Source organism: Bacillus alkalicellulosilyticus (genome assembly GCF_002019795.1).
Lineage (GTDB): Bacteria > Bacillota > Bacilli > Bacillales > Bacillaceae_F > Bacillus_AO > Bacillus_AO alkalicellulosilyticum.
Window position 1 is genome coordinate 1,907,764 of sequence record NZ_KV917381.1, and the last position, 11,513, is coordinate 1,919,276.

Annotated in this window: 14 protein-coding genes; 13 read left to right on the top strand and 1 reads right to left on the bottom strand. The window is 38.3% G+C overall.

The window, feature by feature from the left end:
* Positions 1–25: 25 nt before the first annotated feature.
* Entirely contained in the window at positions 26–1,177 is a 1,152-nt protein-coding gene (gene rpsA, locus BK585_RS09730) for a 30S ribosomal protein S1 (RefSeq protein WP_078553255.1), read from the top strand.
* A gap of 8 nt (positions 1,178–1,185) precedes the next feature.
* Complete coding sequence (fni, locus tag BK585_RS09735) at positions 1,186–2,238, top strand: type 2 isopentenyl-diphosphate Delta-isomerase (protein ID WP_078553256.1); 1,053 nt, start codon at positions 1,186–1,188, stop codon at positions 2,236–2,238.
* Positions 2,239–2,246: 8 nt separating this feature from the next.
* Here fni and BK585_RS09740 read toward each other — a convergent pair whose 3' ends face one another.
* Positions 2,247–2,381: a YpzI family protein gene (locus BK585_RS09740; protein WP_078553257.1), complete on the bottom strand. Its 135-nt coding sequence runs from the start codon at positions 2,379–2,381 to the stop codon at positions 2,247–2,249.
* A 120-nt stretch (positions 2,382–2,501) separates the two neighbouring features.
* On the opposite strand from BK585_RS09740, the gene BK585_RS09745 reads away from it, so the two are divergent.
* The 11 genes from BK585_RS09745 to BK585_RS09795 all read left to right on the top strand — a co-directional run bounded on the left by BK585_RS09745 (position 2,502) and on the right by BK585_RS09795 (position 11,500).
* Positions 2,502–3,116, top strand: coding sequence for a YphA family membrane protein (locus BK585_RS09745; RefSeq protein ID WP_078553258.1), 615 nt, complete (start codon positions 2,502–2,504; stop codon positions 3,114–3,116).
* A gap of 96 nt (positions 3,117–3,212) precedes the next feature.
* Positions 3,213–4,526, top strand: a complete 1,314-nt coding sequence (gene der / locus BK585_RS09750; RefSeq protein ID WP_078553259.1) for a ribosome biogenesis GTPase Der — start codon at positions 3,213–3,215, stop codon at positions 4,524–4,526.
* A 51-nt stretch (positions 4,527–4,577) separates the two neighbouring features.
* Complete coding sequence (gene plsY, locus BK585_RS09755; RefSeq protein ID WP_078553260.1) at positions 4,578–5,180, top strand: glycerol-3-phosphate 1-O-acyltransferase PlsY; 603 nt, start codon at positions 4,578–4,580, stop codon at positions 5,178–5,180.
* A 276-nt stretch (positions 5,181–5,456) separates the two neighbouring features.
* On the top strand, positions 5,457–5,708 hold the full coding sequence (locus BK585_RS09760) for a stage VI sporulation protein F (protein ID WP_078553261.1): 252 nt from the start codon (positions 5,457–5,459) through the stop codon (positions 5,706–5,708).
* Positions 5,709–5,963: 255 nt separating this feature from the next.
* Complete coding sequence (locus BK585_RS09765) at positions 5,964–6,170, top strand: DUF2768 domain-containing protein (protein WP_078553262.1); 207 nt, start codon at positions 5,964–5,966, stop codon at positions 6,168–6,170.
* 40 nt (positions 6,171–6,210) lie between these two features.
* Positions 6,211–6,948, top strand: coding sequence for a hypothetical protein (locus tag BK585_RS09770; RefSeq protein WP_078553263.1), 738 nt, complete (start codon positions 6,211–6,213; stop codon positions 6,946–6,948).
* A 337-nt stretch (positions 6,949–7,285) separates the two neighbouring features.
* Positions 7,286–8,764: a stage IV sporulation protein A gene (spoIVA, locus tag BK585_RS09775; protein ID WP_078553264.1), complete on the top strand. Its 1,479-nt coding sequence runs from the start codon at positions 7,286–7,288 to the stop codon at positions 8,762–8,764.
* Positions 8,765–8,944: 180 nt separating this feature from the next.
* Positions 8,945–9,511 (top strand): GTP cyclohydrolase I FolE, encoded by a 567-nt coding sequence (gene folE, locus BK585_RS09780; RefSeq protein WP_078553265.1) that lies wholly within the window; start codon positions 8,945–8,947, stop codon positions 9,509–9,511.
* Between the two features lie 69 nt (positions 9,512–9,580).
* Entirely contained in the window at positions 9,581–9,799 is a 219-nt protein-coding gene (mtrB, locus tag BK585_RS09785; RefSeq protein WP_078553266.1) for a trp RNA-binding attenuation protein MtrB, read from the top strand.
* A 222-nt stretch (positions 9,800–10,021) separates the two neighbouring features.
* Positions 10,022–10,792, top strand: coding sequence for a heptaprenyl diphosphate synthase component 1 (locus tag BK585_RS09790; RefSeq protein ID WP_078553267.1), 771 nt, complete (start codon positions 10,022–10,024; stop codon positions 10,790–10,792).
* A gap of 3 nt (positions 10,793–10,795) precedes the next feature.
* On the top strand, positions 10,796–11,500 hold the full coding sequence (locus BK585_RS09795; RefSeq protein WP_078553268.1) for a demethylmenaquinone methyltransferase: 705 nt from the start codon (positions 10,796–10,798) through the stop codon (positions 11,498–11,500).
* The last annotated feature ends 13 nt before the right edge of the window (positions 11,501–11,513 follow it).

The window sequence follows — 11,513 nt, forward strand, 5'->3', positions numbered from 1 at the left end:
TCAGGTTTTTAAGGAGGCAACGTCAATGGTGGAAGAAATGAATAATGAACTGACTGAAATGAAATCCTTTGCTGTCGGTGATGTAGTGACTGGGAAGGTTACAAAGGTAGAGGAAAAACATGCTTTTGTAGATGTAGGTTTTAAAGTGGATGGCATCATTCCCATTAGTGAGCTCTCCAGTCTTCACGTTGAAAAAGTAAGTGATGTTCTTTCCGTTGGGGATGAAGTAGAGTTAAAAGTCATAAAATCCGAAGATGATGAAGTCATATTATCAAAAAAAGCTGTAACCGCTGACAAGGCATGGGGTGAGCTACAGCAAAAACTAGAATCAGGCGAAATTATTGAGGCAGAGGTAGCTGAAGTTGTCAAAGGTGGCTTAGTTGTTGATGTCGGAGTACGTGGATTTATTCCAGCTTCTCTTGTTGAGAAACATTATGTTGAAGATTTTTCTGATTACAAAGGTCAGACTCTTCGACTTAAAGTGGCTGAATTAGACCCAAGCAATAATAAGCTAATACTCTCGCAACGAGCAGTTCTTGATGAAGAAGAACACCATAAGAAAAAACAAGTACTTACAGGCATTAAAGAAGGAGCGATTTTAGAAGGAACCATTCAACGATTAACAGGGTTTGGTGCTTTTGTTGACCTTGGAGGTGTGGACGGTCTTGTACATATTTCTCAGCTTGCCCACCATCGAGTAGAAACTCCTTCTGAAGTTGTAAATGAAGGCGACACGGTAAAGGTTAAAGTTTTATCAGTCGACCCAACAAATGAAAGAATATCTTTATCTATTAAAGATACGTTACCAGGACCATGGGAAGAAGTCGAAGGGAAAATCAAGGCTGGAGATGTCATTGACGGAACAGTAAAACGTCTTGTTTCATTTGGTGCTTTTGTTGAAATTGCAGCAGGGGTAGAAGGTCTTGTCCATATTTCGCAAATTGCAAATCGACATATTGCTACACCAGGCGAGGTGTTAAAAGAAGGCCAAGAAGTTCAGGCGAAAGTACTAGATGTTAACCTTAAAGATAAGCGAATTTCTCTTAGCATCCGAGCGTTAGAAGAGGATGATTCTGCTGATGAACATACCCAAGAACAATATAAAAGAGATGAAGAACATAGTGGCTTTTCATTAGGGGATGTCATTGGAGATCAGCTCAAAAAATATAAATCGTAGGTGATAATATGAGCAGGGCAAGTCGAAAGCATGACCATATTGTTCATGCGTTAGCGACTGGACAACAACGCTCCCACGGCTTTGAGGATATCCAGTTTGTTCATCAAAGCCTACCAAATAGTAGCACTGAGTCTATTGACCTTGCTTCCACAATCGGTGACCTTACATTAGGCTCGCCGATTTTTATCAATGCTATGACTGGTGGCGGTGGAGAAAAGACAGCTGACATTAACATGCGGTTAGCCAGAGTTGCCAAAGAAACACATATTGGGATAGCTGTTGGTTCGCAAATGGCTGCAATTAAAGACAGTAGTGAACGAAAAACATATGAAATTGTTCGTGCTACCAATCCAAATGGAATTGTACTAGCTAACCTTGGCAGTGAAGCGACGCCTAGCCAAGCCCAACAAGCGGTAGAGATGCTTGAGGCCAATGCTCTTCAAATCCATTTAAATGTCGTCCAAGAGCTTGTTATGCCAGAAGGAGACCGTTCTTTTGTTGGAGCGCTGACTCGAATTGAATCGATTGTATCGGCACTTGATGTTCCTGTCATTGTTAAAGAAGTAGGCTTTGGGATGAGTAAAGAAACGGTAACCTTACTAAAGAGCATAGGGGTTACTATAGTCGATGTTGGTGGATTTGGTGGAACAAATTTCTCTAAAATTGAAAATCAACGCCGTGCTAGACAACTAGATTATTTCGATGATTGGGGAATTACAACAACCGCTTCAATCGCTGAAATTACATCTTTTCATCAGGATGTATCAATTATAGGTTCTGGTGGATTGCAAAATGGTTTAGATGCCATAAAAGCAATTGCCCTTGGGGCATCGGCTCTTGGTTTTGCGGGCTTCTTTTTGCATACTTTACTTCATAAAGGGGATGAAGCTTTAGTGGAGGAAGTGGCATTAATTAAGGAGGATATGAAAGTTTTAATGACGGCTCTTGGCGTGCCTTCGATTAAAGACTTACAACGTATTCCTTTGCTTATTAAAGGTGATACCTATCATTGGTTACAACAGCGTGGAGTAGATACTACACGTTTTAGTCAAAGACCATAGGACAATTCCTATGGTTTTTGACGTTTTCGGGCATCTTCAGGTCCTTCTAAGCTAGTGGCCCCTTTATATTCAAGGCTTTGATCTCGGTCAGATTCAACACGGCCTGATTGTTTAAGTTTCTTTTCTTGTCTATCTTTTCCCATTACTTTTCCCTCCTTTCAAGCAAATCATCTTATCATTTGCAAAAGGTTTGTAAATTATGTGTTTGTTTGATTATTTATAAGGAAAAATTCCTATACTGTGGGTAGAATGGTGGTGTGGGAATGGTAGGCATTTATTTTTATTGGTTCATATGGATGTTTTGGATTGGAACAACGTTTTTTATGGAAAAAGGAAAAACTAGAACTCTTTTGAGTATGCTATTATTAGTCGTTATTTGTACAGCAACGCTGAAGGTTCCTGTATTGGCATATGATGTTTCAGTGGCGTTTTTGCTTTGTTTAGGGATTGGGTATGCCATAATTGCTCTAGGCAATAAGGCATGGAGGCAACTCTATTTATTAATTGTTAGCCTAATTATTGCGTTAGTTGGCATTTCTTTTCATCTTTTTGAACTGTATGACCCTATTATTATTTTGTTTCATCGCTCTTGGATGCTAGGCATTATCTATACATTGTTAGTGATTGCCCTTGTTTCAAATCATCAACAAAGGTTGTCAATATTAGTTGTAGGAGCTTGCCAGGGAGAGCTGATGACTTCTCTTTTTATGGATACAATATATGTGAATCGTACTATAGGTGATTTGGCCTTTTTTGAGATAATGATGATTACAGTCATGTTTTTAGTGATATGGCAGGGCTTAGAGAATGCTTCGGACAAACTGTCAAAGTTCCTTTCCAGTCGAGTAAAAAATCAAAAAGAAGAGGTCGAAGTATAACAATCATTGTTCTATTTCAAAGTTTTTGATAGAATTAATTAGTTATGTTTCCAGAGATCATTTCAAAATGGAAAACAGTTGAAAGGTAGTGAATGTATGCCAAAACCAGTCGTAGCAATTGTTGGAAGACCGAATGTTGGTAAATCAACAATTTTTAATCGAGTTGTAGGAGAAAGAGTCGCGATCGTTGAAGATATGCCAGGAGTTACTCGTGACCGCTTATATAGTTCAGGGGAATGGTTAAACAAAGAGTTTAACATCATTGATACAGGGGGAATTGAGTTAGGCGAAGAACCATTGCTTATACAAATGAGAGAACAGGCTGAGCTTGCGATTAAAGAAGCTGATGTCATTGTATTTATGGTAAATGGTCGTGAAGGGGTCACGGCTGCTGACGAAGAAGTAGCAAAAATTTTATTTAAGTCTAAAAAGCCAATTGTTCTTGGTGTGAATAAAATTGATAACCCTGAAATGCATGACCAACTGTATGAGTTCTATTCACTTGGAATAGGCGAACCTTTTCCAATTTCAGGAACTCACGGTTTAGGACTTGGTGATTTATTGGATGAAGTCATAAAACACTTCCCAGAAGGCGAAGAGGAAGAATACGATGACGAAACCATTAAAATTTCATTAATTGGGAGACCGAACGTAGGAAAATCTTCGTTAGTTAATGCGATGTTAGGTGAAGAAAGAGTTATTGTGAGTGACATTGCTGGGACAACCCGTGATGCGATTGATACCCCATTTACAAGGGATGAGCAGGAATACGTATTAATAGATACTGCAGGAATGCGCAAACGAGGCAAAGTATATGAATCAACAGAGAAATATAGCGTTCTTCGTGCGTTGCGTGCCATTGAACGTTCTGATGTGGTCTTAGTCGTATTAAATGCAGAAGAAGGCATTATTGAACAGGATAAAAAAATTGCTGGCTATGCTCATGAAGCTGGACGAGCGGTTATCATCGTCGTAAACAAATGGGATGCGATCGAGAAAGATGATAAAACAATGAAGGAATTTGAAGAGAAAATTCGTGCGCATTTTCTGTTTCTTTCATACGCTCCAATTTTATTTACGTCAGCCAAAACAAAACAAAGATTACAACATGTTTTACCAACTGTTCAAAAGGTATCAGAAAACCACAACTTACGGGTCTCAACGAGTGTCTTAAATGACTTAGTGATGGATGCTGTAGCTATGAACCCAACTCCAACAGATAACGGAAGAAGGCTAAAAATTAACTATGTAACCCAGGTTGCGGTTCAACCTCCTACTTTTGTATTTTTTGTTAATGAACCAGAGCTGATGCATTTCTCATATGAACGTTTCTTAGAGAACCGCTTGCGAGCTACGTTTGAGTTTGAGGGAACGCCAATTAAGATATTTGCAAGAAAAAAGCGTGATTAATAAAAAGCAGATAATACCTATATAAATAAGATTAGATAAGGGAGAGGTAGAATGGGAATTATTATTTCTGTTATTTTTTCGTATTTACTTGGTTCTTTAAGCTTTAGTTATATTTTCGCAAAAAAAATTAAAAAAGTAGATATTCGTGAACATGGAAGCGGAAATGCAGGTGCTACGAATACGTTAAGAGTACTTGGAGTTGGACCTGCTGTCACAGTCCTGTTGCTTGATGTGGCTAAAGGTGTTGTTGCAGTCCTTGTTGCGTTTTGGTTAACAGGCCATGGAATTGGCGCTGCGTTAGCAGGCTTAGTAGCTATTGCAGGTCATAATTGGCCAATTTATTATGGGTTCCGTGGAGGAAAAGGTGTGGCCACTACGATAGGTGCCTTAGCAACGTTAGCGTTCATCCCGGCGTTAATTGGAGCTGGGATTGCCATTCTAACAATTGCTGTCACTCGCTTCGTATCTTTAGGCTCATTGCTATTTATGCTTGGAACAACCGTTAGTATTTTCGTATTATCTGAAAGAAATGGATATCCCATTGAATACTTTTATTTAGCTATTATCCTTACGATTTTATCTTTTTGGAGACATCGTCAAAACATTGTACGACTTGTTCAAGGTACAGAAAGTAAATTAGGTAAAAAGAAATAATGTCGAAGAGGCCGGGGAAAAGGTTGTTTACCTTTTATCCCGGTCTTTAATCTATAAGCGTAATCGTTGTAAGTTTGTTCAAGAAGGGTGATGGCTTCGGACAATGCAAGTACATGAATAAGAAGTGTACTTATTAATGTACTTTTTTCAAGTGAGGGCAGTGGCTTCGCTCATCGCATATAAGATAAACAGTTTTGCTACTTTTCTTATAAAAAATGCACACTTCATTCCCTCAAGCATACGATATCATGACACCAACTAGAGGGAGGACTTACTTTGAGTAATAACTTTTTTGATAACATTCAGAAGAAAACGAATGTAAACCCAGAAGAACTTATGAAAATAGCTAATTCTGTGAGTAATGCTAATTTAAAAGATGAAAATACGATTCGCCAACTTATTGCACAAGTAGCACAAGTAGCAAATGTTCAAGTACCTAAAGAAAAGGAAGATCAAATCGTGCAGGCGATCCTTAGCGGAAACATGCCTACTGATTTCGGTTCCCTGACAAAAATGTTTAAAAAATAAAAATGTAATTAGGCTTTTGCATATGCGCAATGAGAATCAAAGCATATACTATACTGTATAGCTACTAATCTAAGGGCTGTTAGCAAGGGAACCGCATTTAGTCAAGTTGGAGAAGTTTGCCCCAATTCTCCAACTTTTTTATTTGTCTAAAATATGTTCGATGTCATGAGGTTTTTCGTTAAATGGACAAGCTCTGTGGTACCGTTATGAAACGAATATGATATAATATCGATGTGATAAAAGGAGGTTGGACAATTGAGTACTGCTATGATGAATATGTGGATTTCTTTTATAGGATTATTTCTCATGTTTGTATCGGCTGTAACTGCGATTTATAGTCGTGAAAAGTTAAAGGGTGTTGTACGAACAATAGGGATGATAGTTGCTTTTGTATGCCTTGTTGTTTCAGGTATTATTGTATTTTTTATAGTTATCGGGGGACCGACAGCAGCCATTACTTAATTTCAGTAATACACAATAAATTCAAAATAGGATGATTGACATGTCAAACATAGTACGATTTACTTTGTTAGGTTTGAGTGTGCTGCTCTTAACGGGGTGTTTATATCCGAATGAGCAACGTCTGGAAAACCAAGTGCCTTATCCAGACCAAATACAATCCGTTCAGCAAGCTGTAAATCAGTTTCAGGCGGATACAGGTGTACTCCCGATTAAAGAAAGAGAGATGGACACACCTATCTATCAAAAATATCCGATTGACTTTGGGAAACTCGTTCCACGTTATTTGCAAAATCCGCCGGGAAATTCATTTGAAAATGGAGGGATTTTTCAATATGTGTTAGTGGATGTGGAGGAAGCACCAACAGTCAAACTGATCGATTTGACCGTAATGAATCAAATTCGAGATGTACAGTCAACGTTGAATCGCTATATGCGATTCAACGACCTTGCGCCTATTGACGAAATGGTAGACACGGGTTTATTTATTCTTGATTTTACTGCTCTAGGTTATAACGAGCCACCAAGAGTACAGACTCCTTACTTCGGAAATTATTTACCGTTATTAATTGACAATCAAGGACAAGTGTTAATTGATTATTCGATGGATTTAAACATGGCGTTACAGCAATTTGAACACAACTATGCTTATGGGGATGACATTCGAACTATCTTAGTAGAAAATTCATTCTTTGTTCCGGTATTCTCGATACCTTACACGGTTGACGATGAAACGGGAGAACCAGCATATTTTATGAATCGAGTATTTGGAAGAGAATAGAATAAAATAAAATCCCAAGGTCGTGATAGTGGCCTTGGGATTTTTATATTTGAATCGTTTTATAAAAAAGTACTCTCCCAATATTGAACCTTATATATTTTATTTTAGAGCAGATCAAAATTTCGGTTATATTAGTGACTCTTAGTCATATACATACAAGAGGAAGAGGCGATTTCTGTTGCAATTATCCTTCTTTTAAAAAAATTTTATTTTATTATCCCATCTATTTCTGATTGGTTGTCATATTTAGTGGACAACGTCCATAAGTATGTATTGTCCAATAAATATTAATAGGTGCGAAATTCGAAATCTTATATATTGATCGGGAGGGGATCACGTGGAAAAGGTTGATATTTTTAAGGATATCGCTGAACGAACTGGAGGCGATATTTATCTCGGAGTAGTGGGAGCAGTTCGAACCGGGAAATCAACATTTATTAAAAAATTTATGGAGCTTGTCGTCATTCCAAACATTGAGAATGAAGGGGATAAAGCTCGTGCTCAAGATGAGCTACCTCAAAGTGCAGCAGGAAGAACGATTATGACGACAGAACCTAAATTTGTTCCGAATTCCGCTGTATCGATTCATGTTGATGAAGGATTAGATGTAAATGTACGCCTTGTTGACTGTGTCGGCTATACGGTACCAGGAGCAAAAGGGTATGAGGATGAAAATGGTCCTCGTATGATTAACACACCTTGGTATGAGGAGCCAATCCCATTCCAGGAAGCAGCAGAAATCGGAACGAGAAAAGTCATTCAAGAGCACTCTACTTTAGGAGTAGTTGTGACAACGGATGGTTCCATCGGAGACATTTCACGCTATGACTATGTTGAAGCAGAACAAAGAGTCATTGATGAGTTAAAAGAAGTTGGGAAGCCATTTATTATGGTCGTCAACAGTGCTCATCCGCATCATCCTGAAACAGAAGCTTTACGCCAAGAATTAAGTGAAACACATGACATTCCAGTATTGGCAATGAGCATTGAAAGTATGACAGAATCAGACATTAACAATGTACTTCGAGAAGTATTATTTGAATTCCCTGTCCACGAAGTAAATGTAAACTTACCAAGCTGGGTCATGGTCTTAAAGGATGACCACTGGTTACGCCAAAGCTATGAAGAAGCTGTTCGCGGTACGGTGAAAGATATTAAGAGGTTACGAGATGTTGACCGTGTCGTTGGCTTTTTCGGGGAATACGATTTTATAGAGCACGCGAGTCTAGCAGGGATTGAAATGGGTCAAGGTGTCGCAGAAATTGACCTATATGCCCCTGATAACTTATATGACCAAATTCTAAAAGAGGTAGTCGGTGTTGAAATCCGTGGCAAAGACCACTTGCTTCAATTAATGCAAGACTTTGCTCATGCAAAATCAGAGTATGACCAAGTGGCTGATGCATTAACGATGGTAAAACAAACGGGCTACGGAATTGCGGCACCAGCCATATCTGATATGAGTTTGGATGAGCCAGAAATCATACGCCAAGGTTCTCGATTTGGAGTTCGCTTAAAAGCGGTAGCCCCATCGATTCATATGGTAAAAGTAGATGTTGAATCAGAGTTTGCTCCAATTATCGGTACCGAAAAACAAAGTGAAGAGCTTGTACGATACTTAATGCAAGACTTTGAGGAAAACCCATTATCAATTTGGGAATCTGATATCTTCGGTCGCTCGCTTAATTCAATTGTTCGTGAAGGAATTCAAGCGAAACTATCACTTATGCCAGAAAATGCACGCTACAAGTTAAAAGAAACGCTAGAACGGATTATCAACGAAGGTTCGGGCGGCTTGATTGCGATAATTTTATAAGAACAAATGAAAAGCTGAAACAGTAGGACTATTTCCTATATGTTTCAGCTTTTTTTATTTAAGCAGTCAACCTAATTGATGACTCGGCCCACTCAAGAGCAGTTCTCTTTTGCGTTTTATTTCACAGATATGCTAAAATCATTTAGACTATAGGAAAGTTGTCGAATGGAGGAAATGACGTTGAAAGAAGTTAATCTTGAACAAATAAAAGAAGCGGTACGAATGATTTTAGAAGCTGTTGGTGAAGATCCTGATCGTGAAGGCTTAGAGGATACACCGAAACGAGTTGCAAAAATGTACGCAGAAGTGTTTTCAGGACTACATGCTGACCCAAGTGAGCATTTACAAACGGTGTTTGGAGAAGACCATGAAGAGCTTGTACTCGTAAAAGATATCCCGTTTTATTCAATGTGTGAACACCATTTGGTTCCATTCTATGGAAAAGCTCATGTTGGATATATTCCACGTGGAGGCAAAGTGACAGGCTTAAGTAAGCTAGCTCGAACGGTGGAAGTTGTGGCAAGACGTCCGCAATTACAAGAGAGAATTACTTCGACTGTGGCTAATACGATTGTAGAAACGCTAGACCCTCATGGCGTGATTGTCGTAATTGAAGCGGAGCACATGTGTATGACAATGCGTGGCGTTCAAAAGCCTGGGGCTAAAACGGTGACATCTGCTGTTCGTGGAACGTTCGCAGAAGATACTGCAGCTAGAGCTGAAGTATTATCTTTAATTAAACAATAGCATTGACAACAAACAGCAATTCCGTAATAGTTACAGTAACGACTTAATTTAAGGGAGGGCGGCTTGATTATGAAGGCAGAACAAGAATTTTTTGTAATCAAGGCTAAAGAAGATGGTGTCAATGTGATCGGATTAACAAGAGGGTCCGATACCCGTTTTCATCATTCAGAAAAGCTTGATAAAGGTGAAGTTATGATTGCTCAGTTTACTGAGCATACTTCCGCTGTTAAAATTAGGGGAAAAGCAATCATTCAAACCAGTCATGGGGAAATTCATACAGATGAGTAAAAGCAGGACCATACCTGCTTTTCTTTTTTTCATCAAATAAATTCTACGATATATACTGCTTCATGGATACGTAAGAAGGAATTTACGTTTTGAGACGATTTACCTTATTTTATTTTAGAGGTAACTTGTTTTTCGCCTGCCGATAAATATGGTATAATATGTGACGATATTGAAATGAATTGAAACTTCGGTGACAGTTTCTCTGATGCGTGGAGGCTACCAATGAATAATAGGATGAATGATTTTATAACTGACTGTGTCGAAACGTTTTCTTCGATGATTGAACATCCGTTCTTACAACAATACATTCAAGAACCCATAGTCGATGAAGATAAATTAGCTTTCATGTTTGCTATGCTTTCTGAACGACTATCAGAAAAGGAACTTAAACCGTTTGCACTTTCTGTCATACTCGTCGATGCTGCACTTACTACACATGAACTTGTCTCCTTGCAAAAATGTAATTCTGAAGCTGAAAAAAAGAATCGTCAACTAACCGTTCTTGCAGGAGATTTTTATAGCAGTCTTTATTATCAATTATTATCAAGTACTGGTAACGTTCTAATGATTCGAATTTTTAGTTATTCAATCCAAGTGATTAATGAACATAAAATGAATTTATATCAAAGTGACATGCTTTCATATGATAGTGCCAAAGAAAATCTTAGGAATATTGAATCTGTACTTTTACAAAACATAGCTGAACATTTCGCTTTGTCTGAGTGGAAGCAGTTGCTATCTGAATATTTCCTATTAAAACGACTTGAGCTAGAGTATAGAAAATGGTCGTCAGGACAAAGTACGCCAGTCATTCAAGCGCTTTATCATCAAAAAGGTACATTGGAAATGATGTCATCTATCTTAGATGAATGTATTGCTAAAATTGAAGGAATGGTTGAAACAAATGACCATCTGAAAAGCTTTATGATAGAACGGCTTTCTCACGGAATTCCTTCTTATCGATTAAAAGAGAAAGTGACGGGAGAAGGGTAAAAGATGGGACAATCAAAAGAAGAAAAAGTTCATCAAGTATTTGAAAAAGTTTATGAGAAATACGATACGATGAATTCTGTCATTAGTTTTCAAAGACATAAAGCTTGGCGAAAAGATACAATGAAACGAATGGATGTCAAAAAAGGCTCCTATGCCCTAGATGTTTGCTGTGGAACAGCGGACTGGACGATTGCGTTAGCTGAGGCAGTTGGACCAACTGGAAAAGTCATTGGCCTTGATTTCAGTAAAAATATGCTATCCATTGGAGAAGAAAAAATCCAAGGTCTTACGATTGAAAACGCTACGTTAATTCATGGGAATGCCATGGAATTACCATTTGAAGACAATACGTTTGATTATGTAACGATTGGGTTTGGACTTCGAAATACGCCAGATTATCAACAAGTGATTAATGAAATGTATCGTGTAGTAAAACCTGGAGGGAAAGTAGTGTGTCTTGAAACATCACACCCTACCATTCCAGTCTTTAAGCAATGTTACTATTTATACTTCAGGTATGTGATGCCATTGTTTGGGAAAATCTTCGCAAAAAGCTATCAAGAATATTCATGGTTACAAGAGTCTACGATGAACTTTCCTGGTCGAGAAGAACTTGCCAATCTCTTCTCAAATGCAGGATTCTATAACATAGAAGTAAGACCTTACTTTGGTGGCGTTGCAGCAATGCATATTGGCTTTAAACGCTAGAAGGAATTGGACA